Source organism: Micrococcus sp. R8502A1 (assembly GCF_006704135.1).
GTDB classification, from domain to species: Bacteria; Actinomycetota; Actinomycetes; order Actinomycetales; family Micrococcaceae; genus Micrococcus; species Micrococcus luteus.
Map to the genome: position 1 here is coordinate 62,015 of NZ_VIGS01000003.1, position 22,715 is coordinate 84,729.

A 22,715-nucleotide genomic window follows, 5' to 3' on the forward strand; every position below is an offset into this window, starting at 1 on the left:
CCGCCTAGACTGCACCGTGAACCGACCCCGCTCCGGCACCCCAGGAGGCATCATGCCCGCATCGACCCTCAACGATCTGCTCGAGGCCGGCGTCGCCGGCCGCACCGTGCTCATCCGGTCCGACCTGAACGTCCCGCTGGATGGGGACACCGTCACCGACGACGGCCGTATCCGTGCCTCGCTTCCCGCGATTCGGGACCTGGCCGAGGCCGGCGCGCGCGTAATCGTCATGGCCCACCTGGGCCGCCCCAAGGGTGAGCCGGACCCCGCGTACTCCCTCCGCCCCGTCGCCGCGCGCATGGCCGAGCTGCTGGGCGCCGACGTCGCCCTCGCCGCGGACGTGACCGGGGACGACGCGCGCGCGAAGGCCGCCGCCCTGCAGGACGGCCAGGTGCTGCTGCTGGAGAACGTGCGCTTCGACGCCCGCGAGACCTCCAAGGACGATGCCGAGCGCGCCGCCCTCGCCGACGAGATGGCGGCGCTGGCCGGCGAGGACGGCGCCTACGTGGGCGACGCCTTCGGCGCGGTCCACCGCAAGCACGCCTCCGTGTTCGACGTCGCGGCGCAGCTGCCGGCCCACCAGGGCCCGCTGGTCGCCGCCGAGCTCGAGGTGCTCACCCGCCTGACCGAGTCCCCGGAGCGGCCCTACGTCGTCGTGCTGGGCGGGTCCAAGGTCTCGGACAAGCTGGCCGTGATCGACAACCTGCTGGACAAGGCCGACATGCTGCTGATCGGCGGCGGCATGCTCTTCACCTTCCTCAAGGCGCAGGGCCACGAGGTGGGCGCCTCCCTGCTCGAGGAGGACCAGCTCGACACCGTCCGCGAGTACCTGCGCCGCTCCGAGGCCGGGGCCGCCCGCATCGTGCTCCCCACGGACATCGTCATGGCCTCCGGCTTCGCGGCCGACGCCGAGCACGAGGTCCTGGCCGTGGACGCCCTCACCTCGGGCGCGCACGGCGCGTCCGCCATGGGCCTGGACATCGGCCCGGAGACGGCCCGGGCGTTCGCGGAGCAGATCCGCGGCGCCCAGACCGTGTTCTGGAACGGCCCCATGGGCGTGTTCGAGTTCCCGGCCTTCGCGGAGGGCACCCGGGCGGTGGCCCAGGCCCTCACCGAGGCCTCCGCGGCCGGCGGCCTGTCGGTGGTCGGCGGCGGCGACTCCGCGGCGGCCGTGCGCACGCTCGGCTTCGCCGACGACGCGTTCGGCCACATCTCCACCGGCGGCGGCGCCTCCCTCGAATACCTCGAGGGCAAGGAGCTGCCGGGCGTCACCGCCCTGGCCGGCGAGGGGCGGGCGTGAGCATGGCGGAGCAGACCACGCGCGTGCCGCTGATCGCGGGCAACTGGAAGATGAACCTGGACCACCTCGAGGCCGTCACCCTGGTGCAGCGCCTCACGTGGCTCCTCACGGACGCGGACCATGACCAGGAGGCCGTGGAGGTCGCGGTGTTCCCGCCCTTTACGGGCCTGCGGTCCGTGCAGACGCTCGTCACCGGCGACCGCCTGGACCTCGTCTACGGCGCGCAGGACCTCTCGCCCGAGGACGCCGGCGCCTACACGGGCGACGTCTCCGGCGCGTTCCTGGCCGCGCTGGGGTGCCGTTACGCGATCGTGGGCCACTCCGAGCGCCGCACCCTCCACGGGGAGGACGACGCCCTCGTCGCGCGCAAGGCCGCCGCGGCCCTGCGCCACGGCCTCACCCCGGTGATCTGCGTGGGCGAGGGCCTGGAGGTGCGCCAGGCCGGCCGGCACGTCGAGCACACGCTCGCCCAGCTGGAGGGCTCCATCGCGGGCCTGTCGGCGCAGGACGTGGCCGGCGTCGTCGTCGCCTACGAGCCCGTATGGGCGATCGGCACGGGCGAGGTCGCCGGCCCCGAGGACGCGCAGCAGATGTGCGCGGCCCTGCGCGCCCGCGTGGCCGCACTGCACGGCGACGACGTCGCCGCCGGGCTGCGGATCCTCTACGGCGGCTCCGTGAAGTCCTCCAGCGCGCCGGCGCTGCTGGCACAGCCGGACGTGGACGGCGCGCTCGTGGGCGGCGCCAGCCTCGACGCGGACGAGTTTGCTAAGATCGTCCGGTTCGACCAGGCCTGATCCGTCCGGCCCGACCGACCGCATTCTCCGTGACGGCCCCGGCGCGCGCCGGGGCCGCACCTCGACCCGAGGAGCCCTCCCGTGGACGTCCTGACCCTGGCCCTGCAGATCCTCGTGGTCGTGCTCAGCGTGGTCATCGTGCTGCTCATCCTGCTGCACAAGGGCCGCGGCGGCGGCGTCTCGGACATGTTCGGCGGCGGCGTGACCAGCTCGATGAGCTCCTCGGGCTCCGCCCAGCGTCTGCTCACCCGCCTGACCGTCGGCTCCGTGGTCGCCTGGGGTGTCGTGATCGCCCTGCTCGGCGTCCTGCCGCGACTGACCATGGAGTCCTGAGGCCGCCCCCGCCGGGCCCCGACGCGAACGCCCCGCACGGAAGATCCGTGCGGGGCGTTCGCGCGTCCCGGGCCGGTGGGGCGCCGGGGGCCCCTCAGCGTTCGGAGGCCTGCACGGGGGAGAGGTCCGTGCGCGGCAGGCCCTGGTGGAGCACGGCGCCGAAGACCTCGTCCGGGTCCAGGCGGCGCAGCTCCTCGGCCAGGCAGTCCTGGATCGTCCGGCGTGGCAGGGAGATGCGCTGCACCGGCCGGCCCTGCTGATAGAGCCGGGCCACCTGCGACTGCGAGCGGGAGAGCACCACGTCCCCGTCCGTGCACCGCAGGCGCACCGCACGGATCCCGTGGCCGACCTTCGAGTGCGCGATCGTCACGGGCACCTTCAGGGTCAGGGTGAGCCACGCCGCGAGCAGCATGGTGCTGGGGGAGTCCGGCGCCCCGTCCACCGTCACCGAGCGCAGGGTGGCCACGTCGAGCGTGTCGAAGATCCCGGCCACCTGGATCCGCCACAGCGTCAGGCGCGTCCAGGCCAGGTCGGTGTCCCCCTCATGGTGGCCCGCGCGCAGAGCCCACAGGGCGGGCTCGGCCGCGGACGCCGAGGCCGTGTCCGTGATCCGGCGGTGGGCCAGGCGACCGAGCGCCGTCGCCGAGGGGACCCCGGGTGGCACCCCGGGCCACCACACGACGATGGGCGCATCGGGCAGGAGCAGCCCGGAGACGAGCGACTCGTCGGCGTGGGCGTTCTCCCCGGCGCACCACAGCACCACGACGTCGGAGGCGCCGGCGTCGCCCCCGACCCGGATCTCGGCGTCCAGGCGGGTGGGGGCCGCGGGGTCGCCCAGGGCCAGGACGACGATGCGGCACGGGTGTTCGAGCGAGGCCGCGTTGGCGGCCTGGACGGCGGACTCGATGCCGGCGTCGTCCGTGCTGATCACGAGGGTCAGGACGCGGCCGAGGGCCACGACCCCGCTCTTCTCGCGCAGCTGCGTGATGCGCTTGGCCACCTGGGAGGTGGTGGTGTCGTGCATGCGGATCTTCACGGGCGCCTCCAGCTTCGTCCGTCGCGGGCCATGAGGGCGTCGGCCGAGGGCGGTCCCCACGTGCCCGGGGCGTAGGGCTCGGGCTGGGTGCCCAGGCTCGCCCAGTGCTCCTCGAACGGGTCCACGATCCGCCAGGACAGCTCCACCTCGGCCTGGCGCGGGAACAGCGGCGGCTCCCCGAGGAGCACATCGAGGATGAGACGCTCGTACGCCTCGGGGGAGTCCTCGGTGAAGGCGTGGCCGTAGCCGAAGTCCATCGTGACGTCGCGGATCTCGGTCTGCGTGCCGGGCACCTTGGACGCGAAGCGGATGGTGACGCCCTCGTCCGGCTGCACCCGGATGACGATGATGTTCTGCCCGAACTCGTCCCCGTCGTGGACGGGGAACAGCAGGTGCGGGGGCTTCTTGAAGACGACGGCGATCTCCGTCACCCGCCGGCCGAGGCGCTTGCCGGCCCGCAGGTAGAACGGCACGCCCTGCCAGCGCCGCGTGCGGATGCCCACCTTGAGCGCGGCATAGGTCTCCGTGACGGACGCCGGGTTGAAGCCCTCCTCGTCGAGGAATCCCGTGACCCGCTCGCCGCCCTGCCAGCCGGAGGTGTACTGGCCGCGGGCGGAGGCCGCCGCGAGTCCCTCGGGCGTGTCCGGGACGGTCACGGCCTCGAGGACCTTCTCCTTCTCCGCGCGCAGATGGTCCGCGTCGAACGAGATCGGCTCCTCCATCGCGGTGAACGCGAGCAGCTGCAGGAGGTGGTTCTGGATGACGTCGCGCGCCGCACCCACGCCGTCGTAGTAGCTCGCCCGTCCACCGATGCCGATGTCCTCGGCCATCGTGATCTGGACGTGGTCCACGTGCTCCGCGTTCCAGAGCGGCTCGAACATCCGGTTGGCGAACCGGAACGCGAGGATGTTCTGCACCGTCTCCTTGCCGAGGTAGTGGTCGATGCGGAACACCGCGTCCGAGGGGAAGACGCGCTCGATCACAGCATTGAGCTCCTGCGCGCTGGCCAGGTCGTGGCCGAAGGGCTTCTCGATGACCACGCGGCGCCACGGGCCCTCGGCCGGCTGCGACCGGTCGGCCAGGCCCTGGTCGGCCAGGTGGCGGGAGACGGCCTCGAACCAGTCCGGCGGGATGGAGAGGTAGAACGCCGTGTTCCCGCGCGTGCCGCGTGAGGTCTCGAGCTCGGCGAGCACCTCGTCGAGACGGACATAGGCCGCCTCGTCGTCGAACGCGCCGGAGACGAAGCGCAGGCCGCCCCGGAACTGGTCCCACACGGTCTCGTCGAACGTGGTCCGGGAGGAGGCCTCCACGGCGGCGCGCACGTAGTCGGCGAACTCCTCGTCGGACCAGCTGCGGCGACCGAAGCCGACGAGGGAGAACGCCGGCGGCAGCAGGCCGCGTTGGGCCAGGTCGTACATGGCCGGCAGGAGCTTCTTCTTCGCCAGGTCGCCCGTCACGCCGAACAGCACGAGGGCCGACGGACCCGCGATGCGGGTCAGGCGCCGGTCACGGGGGTCGCGCAGCGGGTTGCGGGGGGCGGTCCGGGACTCACCGGCCACGGACGGCGCTCCTCAGGGCCTCGATGCCCGCGTCGCGGCGGCGCAGGTGCAGGGTGACCACGGGGCGGCCGAGATCGCCCAGCACCCGGGCGTCGCCCGCGGCCTGCGCGGCGATGAGCCTGCCCAGGGAGAACGGGCGGCCGGGCACCTCGAGGTCCAGGCCGGCGTCGCCGGTGATCTGCAGGAACACGCCGACGGCCGGGCCGCCCTTGTGGAACTGCCCGGTGGAGTGCAGGAACCGCGGACCCCAGCCGAACGTGACCGGGCGGCCGACCAGGTCCGCCAGGTCCGCGCGCAGCTCCTCGAGCTCGGCGTCGTCATGACGGGAGAGGTAGGCGTGGACCGCCAGGTAGCCGCCCTCGGGCACCAGTGCCGCCGTGGCGCGCAGCACGCCGGCCAGGTCCGGGGCAGAGGTCACGGACGCCGGGCCGGAGACCTCGACACCCTCCACCTCGCCGTCGGCCGGCCGCTCGGCGGCAGGGCTGTCCAGCAGGGTGCGGGCGGCGGCCTTGGCGGCCTCCACGTCCGGCTGGTCGAAGGGGTTGATCCCGAGCAGACGACCGGCCACCGCGGTGGCCACCTCCCACAGCAGCAGCTGGGCGCCGAGCGAGCCGGCGACCTGCACGCCGTGGCCCGGGGCCGCGACGTCGTCCTCGCCGACGAGCTGCACCTGCAGCAGGTCGGGGGCGTCCCACGCGGTCTCGGGGTCGCCGGGGGCGACGACGACGGGCAGCAGCCCGGTGCCGTCCTTGCCCGTGGACTCGGCGATCAGCTGCTCGATCCAGGCCGGCAGTCCGGCGATGCCGGACCCGTGGTCGGCGAAGACGAGCTTGTCGCGCAGCGGACGGGTGCCGCCCAGGGCCGCGCCGAGCTGCAGGCCCGGGTTGTCCTCGTCGTCGGCGATCAGCAGGTCGAGCACGGCCTCCGCGTCGTCCAGCAGAGCCGCGACGTCCACGCCGGCCAGGCCGGTGGGGACCAGGCCGAACGCGGTGAGGGCCGAGAAGCGCCCGCCCACGGTCGGGTCCGCGGTGAAGACGGCGCGCCAGCCGGCGGACTCGCACGCGGCGTGCAGCGGTGAGCCCGGGTCCGTGACGGCGACCAGGCGGGTGCGGGGGTCGATCCCGGCGTCGCGGAACGCGGCCTCGAGGACGCGGCGCTGCGAGTCGGTCTCCACGGTGGAGCCGGACTTGGAGGAGACCACCAGCACGGTCCGCTCGAGGTCGCGCTCGAGGGCGCGGGAGACCTGGAGCGGGTCCGTGGAGTCCAGGACCTCGAGCTCGACGCCGGCCGTCGCCGCGATCACCTCGGGGGCCAGGGACGAGCCGCCCATGCCCGCCAGGACCACGCGGTCCACGCCCTCGGCGCGCAGCTCCCGGGTCAGCTGGGCGATGTGCGGGACGAGGGCGCGGGAGTCCTCGAACAGGTCGATCCAGCCGAGCCGCTTGGCGGCCTCGTCGCGGGCCGGCGCCCCCCACAGGTCGGCGTCCTGCTCCCCGAGGCGGGAGGCGACGCGGTCCTGGAGGAGAGCGGGCAGATGGCGGTCGATCGCCTCGAGGGCGGCTCCGGTGGCGGTGAGGCCGAGGGTGCTCATGGGGGGTCCTTCCGTGCGCGTGGCGAGCGGGCGGCGGGGTCGGGGGCGGGTGCGGTCAGCGGTGGGCGTCGAGCCCGGAGCGGACCGAGCCGAGCAGCTCGTCCCACGCGGCCTCGAACTTCTCCAGGCCCTCAGTCTCCAGCACGTCCACGACGTCCTGGTAGGACACGCCCGCCGCGCCGACCGCGTCGAGCAGGGCGTCGGCGTCGGCGTAGGCGCCCGTGACGGTGTCCGCCGTGATCACCCCGTGGTCGGCGACCGCCTCGAGGGTCTTCTCCGGCAGAGTGGTCACGGTGTGCGGTGCCACGAGCTCGGTGACGTACAGCGTGTCCGGCAGGGCGGGGTCCTTGACGCCGGTGGACGCCCACAGGGGCCGCTGCACGGGGGCGCCGGCCGCCTCGAGCAGGCGCCAGCGCTCCGAGTCCAGGGCCTGCTCGAAGGCGCGGTAGGCCAGGCGTGCGTTGGCGACGGCGGCCCGGCCGGTCAGCGCCTCGGCCTCGGGGGTGCCGATCGCGCGCAGGCGCGCGTCGACCTCCGTGTCCACACGGGAGACGAAGAAGGAGGCCACCGAGTGGAGGCGGCGGACGTCGTGCCCGTTCGCCCGGGCCTTCTCCAGGCCGGTGAGCCAGGCATTGAGCACCTGGCGGTAGCGGGGCAGCGAGAAGATCAGGGTCACGTTCACGCTGATGCCCTCGCCGAGCACGTCCGCGATGGCGGACAGGCCCTCCACGGTCGCGGGGATCTTCACCATGAGGTTGCGCCGGTCGACGGCCGCCGCCAGCTCGCGGGCCTGGGCCACGGTGCCGGCGGCGTCGCGGGCCAGGCGCGGATCGACCTCGAGGGAGACGAAGCCGTCCGCCCCGCCGGTGCGCTCGTGGACGGGCGCCAGCACGTCGGCGGCGCGGCGCACGTCCTCGGTCGTCAGGGCGACGACGGCCTCGTCCACCGAGGCGCCGGCGGCGGCGAGGTCGCGCAGCTGGCCCTGGTAGGCGCCCGCGTCCGCGAGGGCGACGGCGAAGATGGACGGGTTCGTGGTGACGCCGGTGACCGAGCGGGTGGCGATCAGCTTCTCGAGCGTGCCCTCGTCCAGCCGCGTGCGGGAGAGGTCGTCGAGCCAGATCGACACACCGGCCTGGGCCAGCGCGGCGGTGTTCGGGTTCTGCGGGGTGCTCATGGTCTGCGGGTGCCTTCCCTTCGGGGTGGACGTGCTCGGGGCGCCGTGGGCGCCGGGCCTCAGAGGAGGCCGCGGGTCACCTCGGCGACGTGCTCGCCAGTGAATCCGTACTTCTCCATCAGGCGGGCGCCGTCGGCCGACTCGCCGTAGTGCTCGAGGCTCACGCGGGCGCCCGGGGAGGAGGCCGTCACCGTGTGCTCGAACCACGGCATCGCGATGCCGGCCTCGACGGAGACGCGGACCGGGGCGTCGGGGCCGTCGGGCAGGACCTCGGCCCGGTAGGCCTCGTCCTGCTCGGCGAACCACTCGAGGCAGGGGGCGGAGACGACGCGGGTCGGGACGCCGTCGGCCTGCAGCAGCGCGCGGGCCCGCACGGCCACGGAGACCTCGGAGCCGGTCGCGATCAGCAGCGCGCGGGCCGGCGTCGGCGCGCCGTCGGCATCCGTGGCGTCGATGAGGACGTAGGCGCCGCGGGCCACGCCCGAGGCGGGGGCGAAGCCGTCCGTGTCCCGGGGGAGCACGGGCAGGCTCTGCCGGGACAGGACGAGCCCGGCCGGGCGGTCCCGGTGCTCGAGCACCGTCCGCCACGCCCACGCGGTCTCGTTGGCGTCGGCCGGGCGGACGACGTCGAGCCCGGGGATGGCCCGCAGGGCGGCCAGGTGCTCCACCGGCTGGTGCGTGGGGCCGTCCTCGCCGAGGCCGATGGAGTCGTGCGTCCACACGTACGTGCTCGGGGTGCCCATGAGGGCGGCCAGGCGGACGGCGGGGCGCATGTAGTCGGAGAACGTCAGGAACGTGCCCACGTACGCGCGGGTCAGGCCGCCGATCGTGATGCCGTTGACGATCGCCCCGGCCGCGAACTCGCGGACGCCGAAGTGCAGGGTGCGGCCGTACTCGTGGCCCTGCCACGTGGCGGTGGAGCGGCGGGCCGGGATGAAGGAGGGCTCGCCCTTCATGGTGGTGTTGTTCGACCCGGCGAGGTCGGCCGAGCCGCCCCAGAGCTCGGGCATGACCGGCGCGAGGGCCGTGAGCACCTCTCCGGAGGCCGCGCGCGTGGCCAGGCCCTTCTCGTCCGCGTCCCAGGACGGGAACGCGTCCGCGAAGCCAGCGGGCAGCTCTCGTCCGGCCAGTCGGTCGTACAGGCGAGCCTTCTCCGGGTGGGCCTCGCGCCAGGCCTGGAACGCCGCCTCCCAGCCGCGGCGGTACTCTGCCGAGCGCTCGGCGATGGACCGGGCGCGGGCCAGGAGCTCGGGGTCCACGTCGAAGGTCGTGGTCGGGTCCAGCCCGAGGCCTTCCTTGAGGCCGGCGACCTCGTCCGTGCCGAGCTTGGAGCCGTGGATGCCGCCGGTGTTCTGCTTCGTGGGGGAGGGCCAGCCGATCACGGTGCGCAGCTTGATCAGCGAGGGCCGGCCGGTCTCGGCCTTGGCCGCCACGAGGGCATCGTACAAGGCCTCCACGTCCTCCGTGTACTCGGTCACGGCGTGGCCCTGGGCGCCGTTGGTCCAGTCGACCTCCTGCACGTGCCAGCCGTAGGCCTCGTAGCGGCGCACCACGTCCTCGGTGAACGCGACGTCCGTGTCGTCCTCGATCGAGATGCGGTTCGCGTCGTAGACGACCACCAGGTTCCCGAGCTCCTGGTGCCCGGCCAGCGAGGAGGCCTCGGCGGCGACGCCCTCCTGGATGTCCCCGTCGGAGGCGAGCACGAACACGTGGTGGTCGAACGGGGAGGTGCCGGGGGCGGCGTCGGGGTCCATCAGCCCGCGCACGCGGCGCTGCTCGTACGCGAAGCCGACGCCCATCGCCAGGCCCTGGCCCAGCGGACCCGTGGTCACCTCGACGCCGTGGGTGTGGCCGTACTCCGGGTGGCCCGGGGTCCTGGATCCCTCGGTGCGCAGCGCCTGGATGTCCTCGATCTCGAGCCCGGCGCCCGCGGCGAACAGCTGCAGGTACTGGATGAGCGAGGCGTGGCCCGCGGAGAGGATGAAGCGGTCCCGGCCCTCCCAGCGGTCGTCCGTGGGGTCCAGGTGCATGACGTTCTGGTACAGCTGCCACGCCACGGGGGCCAGCGAGATCGCGGTGCCGGGGTGGCCGTGCCCGGCCTTCTCCACGGCGTCCGCCGAGAGCGCCTTGAGCGTGTCCACCATCCGGCGGTCCTGCTCCGAGTAGACGAACCCGCGGGCCGGGGCCACCCGGTCCAGGGTCGCGGGGGGGAACGGCTGCGCGGCGTCGGTCACGGGTTCTCTCCTGGCGGATCGGGAGTGTCGAGGTGCGACCCCGGCCGACGCCGGGGCGTCGCGGCGCGGGGCCGTCGTCCCAGCCTAGCCGCGCGACGGCGGGGCGGGCCCGACCGGGCGCCCCATGACATGGTTCGCCCCCGGGCGAACAGCCGTTGACACGAGTAGACTGGGCCAAGGCCTGCCCGCAGGCGGACCGCCCGAGTGGCCGATCCGAACCCCGGGACGGGCACGCCCACCGTCCCCTCACCGTGAGAAGCAGATGTCATCCTCCCTGGAGTCGCCGTCCGCCGCCCGCGTCGCCGCCGCCGAGCCCGGCGCCGTCGACCGGTCCCCGCTGCCCCTGCGCCGCAAGGTCCGGGCGTACGTCGAGCTGACGAAGCCCCGGGTGATCGAGCTGCTGCTGGTGACCACGCTGCCGACCATGATCTTCGCGCAGCGCGGCTTCCCGGACGTGCTCACCATGATCGCCACGCTCGTCGGCGGTGCGCTCGCCGCCGGCGCCTCCGGCACCTTCAACTGCTACATCGACCGCGACATCGACCGGGTCATGAAGCGCACCGAGAACCGGCCGCTCGTCACCGGCGAGGTCACCCCCCGCGAGGCCCTCGTGTTCGCGTGGGTGCAGACGGTCGTGTCCATCCTGATCCTCGGGTTCGGCGCCAACTGGCTGGCGGCCGGCCTGGGCGTGGCCGCCATCTTCTTCTACGTGGTCGTGTACTCGCTCGTGCTCAAGCGCCGCACGGAGCAGAACATCGTGTGGGGCGGCATCGCCGGCTGCTTCCCCGTGCTGATCGGCTGGGCGGCCGTGCGCGGGACCGTCGAGTGGCCGGCCATCGTGCTGTTCCTCGTGGTCTTCCTGTGGACGCCCCCGCACTACTGGCCGCTGTCCATGAAGTACAAGCGCGACTACCAGCAGGCCGACGTGCCGATGCTCGGCGCCATCGCCTCCGCGCGCCACGTCTCCAACCAGGTCGTGCTCTACGCGTGGGCCACCGTGGCCTGCTCCCTCCTGCTCGTGCCGATGGGCTGGGCCGGCATCGTCTACACCGCGGTCGCGCTCGTCGTCGGCGGCTGGTTCATCTGGGAGTCCCACGTGCTGCAGGTGCAGGCCCAGCGCGAGGACTTCGAGGACCGCAAGGCCATGAAGGTCTTCCACCTCTCCATCACCTACCTGACGCTGCTGTTCATCGCCCTGGCCGTGGACCCGTTCGTGGGTGCGCCGCTGATGCACTTCGGCGCCTGACCTCGGGTCCGCCCCGGGCGCTCCCCGGGACGCAGACGACGACGGCCCCGCACCAGCCGGTGCGGGGCCGTTCGCGTGCGCGGGGGCGTCAGCCCGCAGCGACGGTGCGCGCGGGCGTGGCGGCCTCGACCGGGGCACCCGGCCCGGCCGTGACGTAGCGGGCGACCTGGCGGTCCCAGGTCTCCGTCGCGGCGGCCACGAGCAGGGCAGAGCCCAGCATGTGCAGCAGGACCACGCCGATCGGCAGGCCCGTGAAGTGCTGGGTGTAGCCCACGACGGCCTGGAACACGAGGGCGAGCAGGAGCCGCAGCACGGCGGCGCGCTGCAGGCGGGAGGCACCGGCCGCGCGGCGCACCGTGAAGAACAGGACGAGGGCGGCCGCCAGGAGCAGGTACACCGGGACCACGTGGACCCGCGTGACCAGCAGCGGGTCGAACTCGTGGCGCGGCGAGCCGGGGTCGCCGGAGTGCGGGCCCGTGCCGGTCACCACGGTGCCCAGGTACACGGCGGCCCACGTCAGCGCGAACGCTGCCCACGCGGCGGCGCGGGACCGGCCGGTGGTGGCGCCGTCCACGAGGGGCACCCCCGCCCGGCCGGCACGGCGCTCGGCGGCGATGCGCACGACGAGCAGGGTCGCCACGGCCACCATGATCGAGGACACGATGAAGTGACCGGCCACCCACCACGGGTTCAGATGCGTCAGGACCACGACGCCGCCCACGAGGGCCTGCGCGGGGATGCCGGCCAGCAGGCCCACGGAGAGCCAGAAGGGGCTCCGGTGGGTGCCGCGCAGGTTCCACAGGGACAGGAACATGGCGGCGGCGATGACCACCAGGACGAACGTCAGCGTCCGGTTGCCGAATTCGATGTAGCCGTGGATGCCCATCTCCGGGGTGTTGGTGAGGGACTCGGGCGAGCACTTGGGCCACGTGGGGCAGCCCAGGCCGGAGCCGGTGAGGCGCACGGCGCCACCGGTGACGATGATGCCGATCTCGGACGCCAGGGACGCCACGGCGAGGGCCATGGTGGCCTTCGTCAGGCGCTGCGGCAGACGGGCGGCGAGCCCGGCCGGGGCGGTCCGGGCCGCGGGGGTGGTGGTGGACACGGTGTCCTTCCGATCGTTCGATGCAGGGGGACGGGAGACGGCTCAGGGCCGCCAGCGGAACCAGCGGAGCGCGGCCGCGACGGCCACGGCGCCCCACAGGGTGAGTACGAGCAGGGGGACGGGCGACCAGGCCCCGTCCAGGAGGGCGGCCCGCAGGGCCGTGCCCAGCGCGCCGGAGGGGAGCAGGTCCACGCCGGGGACCCGGGCGGGGAACACCGTGCCGCCGACGGCGCCGAACAGCACCCACAGCAGGTTGGCGACGGCGAGGGTCGCCTCCGGCCGGGCCGTGCCGGCGAGCAGCAGCCCCAGGGCCGTGAAGGCGGCGGCCCCCAGCGCGAGGGCGAGAAGGGCCGGCAGGATCCCCTCGGGGTCCGGGCGCCAGCCGAGCGCCAGGCCGACGCCGCCGATCACGCTCACCTGCACGAGCAGGAGGGCCACCACCGCCAGGGCCTTGCCGGCGACGAGGCCGAGCGTGCCCAGCGGGGTGGTGGCCAGGGCGGCGAGCACGTCGTAGCGACGCTCGAAGCCCGTGGCGATCGCGGTGGCCGTGAACGCGGAGCTGATCACGGCCAGGGCGAGCACGCCGGGCACGGCCACGTCCAGGCCCGATCGGCCGGGGGTGTCCAGCAGGCCGGTGACGTGCACGCCCACGAGCGCGAGTAGGGGCAGCACCACGGTGACGAGCAGCTGCTCGCCGTTGCGCAGCGCGGTGCCGGTCTCGTAGCCGGCCTGACGCAGGACGCGGGCGGCCAGCGGGGCGGCGCCGGCGTGGGCTCCGGTGCCGGCCGGGGCGCGGTGGTCGACGACGGGCGTGCTCATGCGGCGGTCTCCCGGAGGATCTGCTCGAGGCGCAGTCCGGCGCGCTCGAATCGGGTGGGCATCAGGGCGTGCTCCCGCCAGCTCGCCGCGAGGACGGCCAGGTCGTCCGGGCCGCGGACGCCGGCCACGCGCAGGCGGGCGGACTCGTCGAGGCCGGCCGCGCGCAGCGGCGCGGGCAGGGTGTCGGCCCAGGCGCGGACGGCGTCGGGGGAGGCGTCGCCGAAGTCCACGTCGACGACGTCGCCCTCGGCCACGCGCGTGAGCTCGGCCAGCGAGCCGGAGCGCACCACCCGGCCGGCGCGCAGGATGGCGACGTCGTCGGCGAGCCGCTCGGCGTCGTCGAGCAGGTGCGTGGTCAGCAGCACGGCGGCGCCGCGGTCGGTCTGCTCCCGCACGACGTCGTGCACGACGGGCCGGGTCTCCGGGTCGAGGCCCGCAGTGGGCTCGTCGAGGAACAGCATGTCCGGACGGCCGACGAGGGCAGCCGCGAGCGCGACGCGCTGGCGCTGGCCGCCGGAGAGGCGGCGCAGGGGGCGGCCGGCGACGTCGGCGATCAGCAGGCGCTCCAGCAGCGGCTCGACGGGCAGCGGGTCGCGGTACAGGGACGCCACGTGGCCGACGAAGCGGCGGGCGGGGATCGCGGGCGGCAGGCCGCCCTCCTGCCACATCACGCCGATGCGGGCGCGCAGGTCGGCGGAGGCCCGCCACGGGTCTGCGCCGAAGACGCGCACGGTGCCGGCGTCGGGCCGGTCCATGCCGTGGCAGAGGCCGAGGGTGGTGGACTTGCCGGCCCCGTTGGGGCCGAGCAGCACCGTGACGGCGCCGGCACGGGCGGTGAGGTCGACGCCCCGCAGGACGGGGGTGCGGGACCGGCCGCGGCCGAGGCTCCGGTGGACGTCGCTCAGGCGCAGGACGAGCTCGTCGCGCGGCACGGGATCCGGGGTCAGGGGAGGTCGGGGCACTGTGCCAGTCTAGTCCTCGGGCCCTGCGACCCCGGCTCGTGGGGCCGGGGGTGCCCGGGCCTGCGGCGGGTTCCGCCGTGCGCGTCATCAAGCCAGGCGATCCTCACTTGAACCGTTCCAGATCAATAGGTCATGATGGCGTGGTGTATTCGGATCAGTCTGCGTCGCCCCCCGCTCCGGCCCCGGCCGAGGGCACGCGCGAGCGTGTGCTGCAGCTGGTCCTGACGCGTGGACCCGTGAGCGCGGCCGAGATCGGTCGCGAGCTGGAGCTGACCGCGGCCGCCGTGCGCCGCCATCTGGACGCGCTCGAGGAGGACTCGCTCGTCGAGGTCAAGCGGGTCACCGCGGCCCGCGGCGCGGGACGGCCCTCCCGCCGCTACGTGGTCACCTCGCACGCGCAGGAGCACCTGCCCAAGGACCACCTCGCCGTCGCCCTGGACACCCTGGCCCGCCTCGAGGAGCTCGGCGGGGAGGAGGAGGTGCGCCGCACCGCGCGCCACGCCTTCCGCGAGATCGAGGAGCGCTTCACGGCCGCCGTCGACGGCCGGGAGACCGCGCTGCAGGACCGCACCCGGATCCTCGCGCGGGTCCTCGACGAGGCCGGCTACGCCGGCACGCTGCGCCACTTCGGCGCGGGCCTGGCGCCCACCCTCCGCGCGGACCAGGTCTGCCAGGGGCACTGCCCGTTCCAGGGAATTCCCGCCCGCCATCCGGAGTTCTGTGAAGAGGAGACCGCGCTGTTCGCCCGCCTGCTCGAGGTGGACGTGCGCCGGCTCTCGACCCTCGCCGCCGGCGCCCACGTGTGCACCACACACGTGCCGCTGGGCCGCGACTGAGCCGCGCGGGCCACGCCCCGGCTCCCGCCGACCACCCGACCGACCCCGACCGCAGTGACTAGTGAGAGAGGCTGAGATGACCGACCAGATCGTCCAGCGGGACTCCACGGAGACCGCCGACCCCGGCGTGATCCAGGAGATCCTCGACAAGAACCCCGAGCTCAACGCCATCGGCGCCTACCAGTACGGCTGGGCCGACTCCGACGCGGCCGGCGAGAAGGCCGTCCGCGGTCTGAACGAGGACGTCGTGCGCGACATCTCCGGCAAGAAGGACGAGCCGGAGTGGATGCGCGACCTGCGCCTCAAGGCCCTCAAGTACTTCGAGCGCAAGCCGATGCCGGCGTGGGGCCCGGACCTGTCCGGCATCGACTTCGACAACATCAAGTACTTCGTGCGCTCCACCGAGGGCCAGGCCAAGACCTGGGAGGACCTGCCCGAGGACATCCGCAACACCTACGAGCGCCTGGGCATCCCCGAGGCCGAGCGCGAGCGTCTCGTGGCCGGCGTCGCCGCCCAGTACGAGTCCGAGGTCGTCTACCACCAGATCCGCGAGGACCTGGAGGAGCAGGGCGTCGTGTTCCTCGACACCGACACCGCGCTCAAGGAGCACCCGGAGATCTTCGAGGAGTACTTCGGCAGCGTGATCCCGGTCGGCGACAACAAGTTCGCCTCCCTGAACACGGCCGTGTGGTCCGGCGGCTCCTTCGTGTACGTGCCCAAGGGCGTGCACGTGGAGATCCCGCTGCAGGCCTACTTCCGCATCAACACGGAGAACATGGGCCAGTTCGAGCGGACGCTGATCATCGCGGACGAGGACTCGTACGTGCACTACATCGAGGGCTGCACCGCCCCGATCTACCAGTCCGACTCGCTGCACTCTGCCGTCGTCGAGATCGTGGTGAAGAAGAACGCGCGCGTGCGCTACACCACCATCCAGAACTGGTCCACGAACGTGTACAACCTCGTGACCAAGCGCGCCGTGGTCGAGGCCGGCGGCACCATGGAGTGGATCGACGGCAACATCGGCTCCAAGGTGACCATGAAGTATCCGGCCGTGTACCTGACCGGCGAGCACGCCACCGGCGAGACCCTCTCCGTCGCGTTCGCGGGCAAGGACCAGCACCAGGACACCGGCTCCAAGATGGTGCACATGGCCCCGCACACGAACTCCTCGATCGTGTCCAAGTCCGTGGCCCGCAGCGGCGGCCGCGCCGCCTACCGCGGCCTGGTGCAGATCACCGAGGGCGCGAACGGCTCCGCCAACTCGGTGGTGTGCGACGCCCTGCTCGTGGACACGGTCTCCCGCTCCGACACGTACCCGTACATCGACATCCGCGAGGACGACGTGACCCTCGGCCACGAGGCGACCGTCTCGAAGGTGTCCGAGGAGCAGCTCTTCTACCTCATGAGCCGCGGCATGTCCGAGGACGAGGCCATGGCCATGATCGTGCGCGGCTTCATCGAGCCGATCGCCCGCGAGCTGCCCATGGAGTACGCGCTCGAGCTCAACAAGCTGATCGAACTGCAGATGGAAGGATCGGTGGGCTGACATGACCGACACCGTGGAGAACACCCAGCGGACCATGATCCCGGGCATGGGCGAGGAGGGCGAGAAGCTCACCGCCGCGCAGAACCCGGCCGCCCGGGCCGGGGGCCGGGAGCGCAACGCCGCGGGCTCGCGCGCCGATCGCCTCAGCTCCTTCGAGCTGTCCGACTTCCCCGTGCTCACGGGGCGCGAGGAGGACTGGCGCTTCACCCCGCTCAAGCGCCTGGGCGGGCTGCACCTGCCCGAGGGCGACGACGCGCGCCTGACCGGTGCCGCGCCCGCCGTGGCCGTGGCCGAGCAGGCCGGCGTCACGGTGGAGACCGTGGCCCGCGACGACGCCCGCGTCGGCTCCGTCCTGACCCCGGACGACCGCGTGTCCGCCGCGGCCTGGAACTCGGTCTCCGAGGCCACCGTCGTGACGATCTCCGGCGAGGTCGCCGAGCCGGTGCGCATCGACGTCGTCGGCTCCTCCGCCGACCCGGCCGCGATGCACCTGACCGTGCTCGTGGAGGAGAACGCGCAGGCCGACGTGGTGATCGCCCACCGCGGCACCGCCGTGCTGGCCCAGAACGTCGAGTTCGACGTGCGCCGCGACGCCCGCCTGAACGTGGTCGCACTGCAGGCCTGGGAGGGCGATGCCGTGCACGTCTCGGCCCAGCAGGCCTCGGTCGCCACGAACGCGCACTTCAAGCACGTGGCCGTGTCCTACGGCGGCGGCGTGGTGCGGCTGACTCCGACCGCGCGATTCGCCGCCGAGCGCGGTGAGGCCGAGATGTACGGCCTGTACTTCGCCGACGCCGGTCAGCACCTCGAGAACCGCCTGTTCGTGGACCACAACCAGCCGGACTGCGTCTCGAACGTGCTCTACAAGGGCGCCCTGCAGGGCACGGACGCGCGCACCGTGTGGGTGGGCGACGTGCTGATCCGCAAGGAGGCCGAGGGCACGGACACGTACGAGAAGAACCAGAACCTGCTGCTCTCCGACGGGGCGCGCGCGGACTCGGTGCCGAACCTGGAGATCGAGACCGGTGTGATCGAGGGTGCGGGCCACGCGTCCGCGACCGGCCGCTTCGACGAGACCCAGCTGTTCTACCTGATGGCCCGCGGCATCCCCGAGACCGAGGCCCGCCGCCTGATCGTGCGCGGCTTCCTCAACGAGATCATCCAGAAGATCGGCATCGGCGACGTCGAGGACGAGCTGACCGCCGTCATGGAGGACGAGCTCCGCATCGCGCAGCTCTGACCGACGCCCCGCAGACCCCACCGCCTTCCACCCGAGGAGAACCACCATGGCAACCCTGCAGATCACCGACCTGCACGTGCAGATCGCGACCGAGAACGGCCCCAAGGAGATCCTGAAGGGCCTCTCCCTGACCATCGAGACGGGCGAGACCCACGCGATCATGGGCCCGAACGGCTCCGGCAAGTCCACCCTGGCCTCGACCATCGCCGGCCACCCGCGCTACGAGGTCACCTCCGGCTCCATCACCCTCGACGGCGAGGACGTGCTGGAGATGAGCGTCGACGAGCGCGCCCAGGCCGGCCTCTTCCTGGCCATGCAGTACCCCGTGGAGATCCCGGGCGTCACCATGACCAACTTCCTGCGCACCGCGAAGACCGCGCTCGACGGCCAGGCCCCCTCGCTGCGCACCTGGACCAAGGACGTCAAGGGCGCCTTCGAGGCCCTGCAGATCGACCCGGCGTTCATGAACCGCAACGTCAACGAGGGCTTCTCCGGCGGCGAGAAGAAGCGCGCCGAGATCCTCCAGCTCGAGCTGTTCAAGCCCACGTTCGCGATCCTCGACGAGACCGACTCCGGCCTCGACGTCGACGCGCTGCGCATCGTCTCCGAGGGCGTCAACCGCGCCCAGGCGAAGAACGAGATGGGCACCCTGCTGATCACCCACTACACGCGGATCCTCAACTACATCAAGCCGGACCACGTGCACGTGCTGGTGGACGGCCGCGTCGCCGAGTCCGGCGGCCCGGAGCTCGCCGAGCAGCTCGAGGCCGAGGGCTACGCCCGCTTCGAGAAGGCCGCGGCGGGGGCCTGAGATGACGGAGACCGCGAACCAGGTGCCCACGGAGGACATCCGTGAGGCCCTCAAGGACGTGATCGACCCGGAGCTGGGCGTCAACGTCGTGGACCTGGGCCTGCTCTACGGGCTGCACTACGCCGACGACGGCGCGCTGCTCGTGGACATGACCCTGACCACCGCGGCCTGCCCGCTCACGGACGAGATCGAGGACCAGGTCTCCCGCGCGATCGGCACCATGGTGGACGAGTGGCGGCTGAACTGGGTCTGGATGCCCCCGTGGGGCCCCGAGCGGATCACCGAGGACGGCCGCGACCAGATGCGCGCCCTCGGCTTCAACATCTGATCCGGTCCGGACCACGACGGCGGCTCGTCACCTTCGCGCAGAAGGTGACGGGCCGCCGTCGTGGTGGGGGAGTGCGGACGGGCCCGCAGGCACCCCGGGGCTCGCGGCTCAGATGTCCAGTGAGGAGGCCCGGAACGTGTCGCACTGGCGGATGTCGGGCTCCTGCTGGGAGCTCTGGTAGCCGCGCATGAACCAGGCCATGCGCTGCTCCGAGGTGCCGTGCGTGAACGCCTCGGGGTCCACCCGGCCGGTGTGGGTGGACTGGATGCGGTCATCGCCCACGGCGGAGGCCGCGTCGATGGCCTGGCGCAGCTGGCCCTGCGAGATCGGCTTCAGGAACGGCGCACCGGACTCGGGGTCCACGGTGGACGCGGCGTGCCCGGCCCACATGCCGGCGAAGCAGTCGGCCTGCAGCTCCGCGCGCACGGCGCCGGAGGTGGGGCCGGTGGTCCCGTCCTTCGAGTGCTGCAGGTAGCCGGTGACCTGCTGGACATGGTGGCCGTACTCGTGCGCCACAATGTACTCCTCCGCCAGCGGCCCGCCCTCGGCGCCGAAGTCGGTCTGCAGCGTCTCGAAGAACGCGGTGTCGAAGTACATGGACTCGTCCGCCGGGCAGTAGAACGGGCCCGTGGCCGAGGAGGCGCTGCCGCAACCGGTGCTCACGCCGCCCTGGAACAGGGTCAGCTGCGGCTGGCGCCACTGGATGTCCGAGAACTGCGCGAGGTACTCGCCCCAGAACTCGTCCGCGGCCTCGGTGGTCGCGACGACGCGGCAGTCGGTGTTCTGGTTGGCGTCCGCACCGCTGGCGCACTCCTCGTCCGAGAGGGGCTGGCTCTGGCCGCCCGAGCCCGTCTGCTGCTGGTACTGACTCTGGCCGACGGACCCGCCGCCCGTGTCGATCCCGAGCTGCTCGGCCAGCCCGGGGGCGAAGATCGCGAGCAGCAACGCGAGCAGGCCGCCGCCACCGCCGATGGCGATGCCCCGGCCCCCCAGCCCGCCGCCACCGCCCGATCGGGCCCGGCCGGCGTCGATCTGCACGTTCTCGTTGAAGCTCATGGGGCCAGAGTGTAGACGGACTAGACTGGCCCGGCACCGCGCTGGCCCCCGCCCGTCGAGATCGGCCGGGCCCCGCCGATGCACCCCTGTTCTTCCCTCGACCCCTGGAGTCTGACACCCCCATGCTGACCGTCACCGATGTCGAACTGCGCGTGGGCGCCCGTCTCCTCATGGACGAGGTGAACTTCCGCGTGGACAAGGGGGACAAGGTCGGCCTCGTGGGGCGCAACGGCGCCGGCAAGACGACGCTGACCAAGGTCCTGGCCGGCGGCGGGCAGCCCACGGCGGGCACGGTGACCCGGACCGGGCGCATCGGCTACCTGCCCCAGGACCCCAAGGTCGAGGACATGGACCAGTCCGGCCGCGACCGCATCCTCTCCGCCCGCGACCTGGACCAGACGATCCGCCGCATGCGGGAGGCCGAGGCCGGCATGGCCGCCGTCGACGACGCCGAGCGGGAGCGGGCGATGAACCGCTACTCCCGCCTGGAGGCGGAGTTCGAGGCCCGCGGCGGCTACGCGGCCGAGTCCGAGGCCGCCCGGATCACGTCCAACCTCGGCCTGCCGGACCGCGTCCTGGACCAGCCGCTGCACACCCTCTCCGGCGGCCAGCGCCGCCGCGTGGAGCTCGCCCGCATCCTCTTCTCCGACGCGGACATCCTGCTGCTGGACGAGCCCACCAACCACCTCGACCACGACTCGATCGTGTGGCTGCGCGACTACCTGAAGACCTACTCCGGCGGCCTCCTGATGATCTCGCACGACGTCGAGCTCATGGAGATGACCGTGAACAAGGTCCTCTACCTGGACGCGAACCGGCAGACCATGGACGTCTACAACATGACGTGGAAGAACTACCTCGCCCAGCGCCAGCAGGACGAGGCGCGCCGCCGCCGGGAGTTCGCCAACGCGGAGAAGAAGGCCTCGGCCCTCATGGCCCAGGCCGAGAAGATGCGTGCCAAGGCGACCAAGGCCACCGCCGCGCAGAACATGATCAAGCGCGCCGAGCGGCTCATGCGCGGCGTCGAGGGCGAGCGCGCGGTCGACCGCGTGGCCGCGATCCGCTTCCCCACCCCGCAGGCCTCCGGCAAGACGCCGCTGCGCGCCGAGAACCTCTCCAAGTCCTACGGCTCGCTCGAGATCTTCACGGGAGTGGACCTGGCGATCGACCGCGGCTCGCGCGTGGTGATCCTGGGCTACAACGGCGCCGGCAAGACGACGCTGCTGCGCATGCTCGCCGGAGAGGAGACCCCGGACACCGGGGAGGTGCAGGCGGGCCACGGGCTCAAGCTGGGCTACTTCGCCCAGGAGCACGACACCCTGGACCAGGACGCGTCCGTCCTGGACAACATGCGCCACGCCGCCCCGCAGCTCGGCGACACCCAGGCGCGCACGCTGCTCGGCTCGTTCCTCTTCCAGGGCGACGACGTCGACAAGCCCGCCCGCGTCCTCTCCGGCGGCGAGAAGACCCGCCTGGCGCTGGCCACGCTCGTGGCCTCGAGCGCGAACGTGCTGCTGCTGGACGAGCCCACGAACAACCTCGACCCCGCCAGCCGTGAGGAGATCCTCCACGCGCTGCGCCAGTACGAGGGCGCCGTGGTGCTCGTGACCCACGACGAGGGCGCCGTCGAGGCGCTCGACCCCGAGCGCGTGGTGCTGCTGCCGGACGGGGTCGAGGACCTCTGGAACGACGACTACAGGGACCTCATCACCCTCGCCTGAGTCCGCGGGCCGCCGAGGCGGAGGGCGGGCTCAGTCGAAGAGCGCGTCCTCGGCCTCCTCGTCCGTGAGCCGCCCGTCGCGCCGCCGCCGGGCCGGCTTGGCGCGGGGGACCCGGTGCGCGGAGAGCAGCCCCTCGTCCGCGGCGTCGTCGAGGGCGTCGGCCCGGTCGTTGCGCGCGCGCATCCACGCGGAGTACCCCCACACCCCGAAGCCCATGGCCGCGAACAGGTACCACTGGATCGCGTAGGACAGGTGCGGGCCCTCGTCCAGGGTGGGCTCGACGAGCTTCTGCGGCATCGACTCCACCGCCGGGTCCTCCGTGACCATGATCCCGTAGGCCGTCCCGGCCACGGGCCCGCCCACGGTGTCGGCGATCTCGGTGAGGTCGATCGAGGGCACCTGGCCGTCCGGGGCGTCGCGGTCCAGGGCCGGCTCCCCGGGCTTGACCCGCACCACGACCTCGGCGTGGCCGGCGGGCGGGGCCGGCACGGCGTCCGGCTGACCCGGGGTGTTGCCCACCGGGAGCCAGCCGCGGTCCACCACGACGACGGGGCCCTCGTCCGTCCGGAACGGCACGAGCACCTCGTAGCCGGGCTGGCCGGCGCGGGGACGGTTGCGGACGATGAGCGTCTCGTCGACGAGGTACTCGCCGGTCAGTGTCACGGGCGTCCACTCGTCCTCGGTCTGGAACGCGGTGAACAGCCGGGAGGCCTCGGCGAACGGGACCGGGTCGTCGTCGTAGTTCTCCAGGACGCGGTTGACGCGGTGCTGGACCTCCACGCGGCGGTCCCACTGCCACTGGGCGAGCGCGTGGCACAGGAACGCGAAGAGGATGCACACCACGAAGCCGAGGATCCACGGGCCGGTGGCGAGGAAGCCGAAGATACACAACTGACGGCTGCCGACGACCGGACAAGGGCAAAAGACGGGGGTCCAGGGAGGGGGTACTGAGCGATAAAATTTGAACACACCGTAGAGCATTTTCAGGGAGACCGCGTACAGGTACTGATGCTGGGAATCA

Annotated in this window: 20 protein-coding genes; 10 read left to right on the top strand and 10 right to left on the bottom strand. The window is 73.0% G+C overall.

Translation table 11 applies throughout. From position 1 onward, the window contains the following. The first annotated feature begins 52 nt into the window (after positions 1 to 52). The 3 genes from pgk (at position 53) to secG (ending at position 2,427) form a co-directional block, all read left to right on the top strand. Positions 53 to 1,300, top strand: a complete 1,248-nt coding sequence (pgk, locus tag FLM69_RS01345; protein WP_036382732.1) for a phosphoglycerate kinase — start codon at positions 53 to 55, stop codon at positions 1,298 to 1,300. Positions 1,301 to 1,302: 2 nt separating this feature from the next. Then, the gene (gene tpiA / locus FLM69_RS01350) at positions 1,303 to 2,094 is read left to right on the top strand and encodes a triose-phosphate isomerase (protein WP_036382730.1); all 792 of its coding nucleotides are present in this window, start codon (positions 1,303 to 1,305) and stop codon (positions 2,092 to 2,094) included. A gap of 81 nt (positions 2,095 to 2,175) precedes the next feature. Further along, positions 2,176 to 2,427, top strand: coding sequence for a preprotein translocase subunit SecG (secG, locus tag FLM69_RS01355; RefSeq protein ID WP_036315286.1), 252 nt, complete (start codon positions 2,176 to 2,178; stop codon positions 2,425 to 2,427). Positions 2,428 to 2,521: 94 nt separating this feature from the next. On the opposite strand, the gene FLM69_RS01360 is transcribed toward secG, so the two are convergent. The 5 genes from FLM69_RS01360 to tkt are packed head-to-tail and all read right to left on the bottom strand — an operon-like array spanning position 2,522 to position 10,021. Then, positions 2,522 to 3,463 carry a glucose-6-phosphate dehydrogenase assembly protein OpcA gene (locus FLM69_RS01360; protein WP_036315284.1) on the bottom strand — a complete coding sequence of 314 codons (942 nt, stop codon included), beginning with the start codon at positions 3,461 to 3,463 and terminating at the stop codon, positions 2,522 to 2,524. Further along, positions 3,460 to 5,022: a glucose-6-phosphate dehydrogenase gene (gene zwf / locus FLM69_RS01365; protein ID WP_036382727.1), complete on the bottom strand. Its 1,563-nt coding sequence runs from the start codon at positions 5,020 to 5,022 to the stop codon at positions 3,460 to 3,462. The genes FLM69_RS01360 and zwf overlap by 4 nt, the downstream gene beginning before the upstream one ends. Further along, positions 5,012 to 6,613, bottom strand: a complete 1,602-nt coding sequence (locus FLM69_RS01370) for a glucose-6-phosphate isomerase (RefSeq protein WP_036382726.1) — start codon at positions 6,611 to 6,613, stop codon at positions 5,012 to 5,014. The genes zwf and FLM69_RS01370 overlap by 11 nt, the downstream gene beginning before the upstream one ends. Before the next feature lie 55 nt (positions 6,614 to 6,668). Beyond that, on the bottom strand, positions 6,669 to 7,787 hold the full coding sequence (gene tal / locus FLM69_RS01375) for a transaldolase (RefSeq protein ID WP_036382724.1): 1,119 nt from the start codon (positions 7,785 to 7,787) through the stop codon (positions 6,669 to 6,671). A gap of 59 nt (positions 7,788 to 7,846) precedes the next feature. Beyond that, positions 7,847 to 10,021, bottom strand: a complete 2,175-nt coding sequence (gene tkt / locus FLM69_RS01380; RefSeq protein WP_141842759.1) for a transketolase — start codon at positions 10,019 to 10,021, stop codon at positions 7,847 to 7,849. 262 nt (positions 10,022 to 10,283) lie between these two features. Between tkt and FLM69_RS01385 the strand changes: the two genes are divergently transcribed. Continuing rightward, entirely contained in the window at positions 10,284 to 11,267 is a 984-nt protein-coding gene (locus tag FLM69_RS01385; protein ID WP_135040054.1) for a heme o synthase, read from the top strand. 88 nt (positions 11,268 to 11,355) lie between these two features. Here the strand turns inward: FLM69_RS01385 and FLM69_RS01390 are convergent, their stop codons facing one another. Genes FLM69_RS01390 through FLM69_RS01400 form a run of 3 tightly spaced genes read right to left on the bottom strand, consistent with a single transcriptional unit; the run spans position 11,356 to position 14,153 of the window. After that, complete coding sequence (locus tag FLM69_RS01390) at positions 11,356 to 12,372, bottom strand: heme A synthase (RefSeq protein WP_141842760.1); 1,017 nt, start codon at positions 12,370 to 12,372, stop codon at positions 11,356 to 11,358. Between the two features lie 42 nt (positions 12,373 to 12,414). Next, positions 12,415 to 13,191 (bottom strand): ABC transporter permease, encoded by a 777-nt coding sequence (locus FLM69_RS01395; protein ID WP_141842762.1) that lies wholly within the window; start codon positions 13,189 to 13,191, stop codon positions 12,415 to 12,417. Beyond that, positions 13,188 to 14,153: an ABC transporter ATP-binding protein gene (locus tag FLM69_RS01400; protein WP_255502640.1), complete on the bottom strand. Its 966-nt coding sequence runs from the start codon at positions 14,151 to 14,153 to the stop codon at positions 13,188 to 13,190. The genes FLM69_RS01395 and FLM69_RS01400 overlap by 4 nt, the downstream gene beginning before the upstream one ends. Positions 14,154 to 14,296: 143 nt before the next feature. On the opposite strand from FLM69_RS01400, the gene FLM69_RS01405 reads away from it, so the two are divergent. From FLM69_RS01405 to FLM69_RS01425, 5 genes are all read left to right on the top strand, one after another. Next, a complete protein-coding gene (locus FLM69_RS01405; RefSeq protein ID WP_223247562.1) occupies positions 14,297 to 14,989 on the top strand; it encodes a metalloregulator ArsR/SmtB family transcription factor in 693 nt (230 codons plus the stop codon). 76 nt (positions 14,990 to 15,065) lie between these two features. After that, positions 15,066 to 16,538 (top strand): Fe-S cluster assembly protein SufB, encoded by a 1,473-nt coding sequence (gene sufB / locus FLM69_RS01410; RefSeq protein WP_141842763.1) that lies wholly within the window; start codon positions 15,066 to 15,068, stop codon positions 16,536 to 16,538. A gap of 1 nt (position 16,539) precedes the next feature. Further along, positions 16,540 to 17,778 (top strand): Fe-S cluster assembly protein SufD, encoded by a 1,239-nt coding sequence (gene sufD, locus FLM69_RS01415; protein WP_063189238.1) that lies wholly within the window; start codon positions 16,540 to 16,542, stop codon positions 17,776 to 17,778. Positions 17,779 to 17,824: 46 nt separating this feature from the next. Beyond that, a complete protein-coding gene (gene sufC / locus FLM69_RS01420; RefSeq protein WP_063189236.1) occupies positions 17,825 to 18,589 on the top strand; it encodes a Fe-S cluster assembly ATPase SufC in 765 nt (254 codons plus the stop codon). A gap of 1 nt (position 18,590) precedes the next feature. Then, positions 18,591 to 18,917, top strand: a complete 327-nt coding sequence (locus FLM69_RS01425; RefSeq protein ID WP_070708819.1) for a metal-sulfur cluster assembly factor — start codon at positions 18,591 to 18,593, stop codon at positions 18,915 to 18,917. 108 nt (positions 18,918 to 19,025) lie between these two features. On the opposite strand, the gene FLM69_RS01430 is transcribed toward FLM69_RS01425, so the two are convergent. After that, positions 19,026 to 19,973 carry a neutral zinc metallopeptidase gene (locus tag FLM69_RS01430; RefSeq protein WP_141842764.1) on the bottom strand — a complete coding sequence of 316 codons (948 nt, stop codon included), beginning with the start codon at positions 19,971 to 19,973 and terminating at the stop codon, positions 19,026 to 19,028. 122 nt (positions 19,974 to 20,095) lie between these two features. Between FLM69_RS01430 and abc-f the strand changes: the two genes are divergently transcribed. Beyond that, positions 20,096 to 21,694 carry a ribosomal protection-like ABC-F family protein gene (gene abc-f, locus FLM69_RS01435; protein WP_098092828.1) on the top strand — a complete coding sequence of 533 codons (1,599 nt, stop codon included), beginning with the start codon at positions 20,096 to 20,098 and terminating at the stop codon, positions 21,692 to 21,694. A 30-nt stretch (positions 21,695 to 21,724) separates the two neighbouring features. On the opposite strand, the gene FLM69_RS01440 is transcribed toward abc-f, so the two are convergent. Beyond that, on the bottom strand, positions 21,725 to 22,585 hold the full coding sequence (locus FLM69_RS01440) for an SURF1 family protein (protein ID WP_255502644.1): 861 nt from the start codon (positions 22,583 to 22,585) through the stop codon (positions 21,725 to 21,727). Positions 22,586 to 22,715 lie beyond the last annotated feature (130 nt).

What these genes read in the sequence shown, in the direction of transcription:
- tal (WP_036382724.1), bottom strand. Translation starts at nt 7,787, where the DNA reads ATGAGCACCCCGCAGAACCCGAACACCGCCGCGCTGGCCCAGGCCGGT.
- FLM69_RS01425 (WP_070708819.1), top strand. Translation starts at nt 18,591, where the DNA reads ATGACGGAGACCGCGAACCAGGTGCCCACGGAGGACATCCGTGAGGCC.
- tpiA (WP_036382730.1), top strand. Translation starts at nt 1,303, where the DNA reads ATGGCGGAGCAGACCACGCGCGTGCCGCTGATCGCGGGCAACTGGAAG.
- sufD (WP_063189238.1), top strand. Translation starts at nt 16,540, where the DNA reads ATGACCGACACCGTGGAGAACACCCAGCGGACCATGATCCCGGGCATG.
- FLM69_RS01430 (WP_141842764.1), bottom strand. Translation starts at nt 19,973, where the DNA reads ATGAGCTTCAACGAGAACGTGCAGATCGACGCCGGCCGGGCCCGATCG.
- FLM69_RS01395 (WP_141842762.1), bottom strand. Translation starts at nt 13,191, where the DNA reads ATGAGCACGCCCGTCGTCGACCACCGCGCCCCGGCCGGCACCGGAGCC.
- sufC (WP_063189236.1), top strand. Translation starts at nt 17,825, where the DNA reads ATGGCAACCCTGCAGATCACCGACCTGCACGTGCAGATCGCGACCGAG.
- FLM69_RS01385 (WP_135040054.1), top strand. Translation starts at nt 10,284, where the DNA reads ATGTCATCCTCCCTGGAGTCGCCGTCCGCCGCCCGCGTCGCCGCCGCC.
- sufB (WP_141842763.1), top strand. Translation starts at nt 15,066, where the DNA reads ATGACCGACCAGATCGTCCAGCGGGACTCCACGGAGACCGCCGACCCC.
- abc-f (WP_098092828.1), top strand. Translation starts at nt 20,096, where the DNA reads ATGCTGACCGTCACCGATGTCGAACTGCGCGTGGGCGCCCGTCTCCTC.
- pgk (WP_036382732.1), top strand. Translation starts at nt 53, where the DNA reads ATGCCCGCATCGACCCTCAACGATCTGCTCGAGGCCGGCGTCGCCGGC.
- FLM69_RS01370 (WP_036382726.1), bottom strand. Translation starts at nt 6,613, where the DNA reads ATGAGCACCCTCGGCCTCACCGCCACCGGAGCCGCCCTCGAGGCGATC.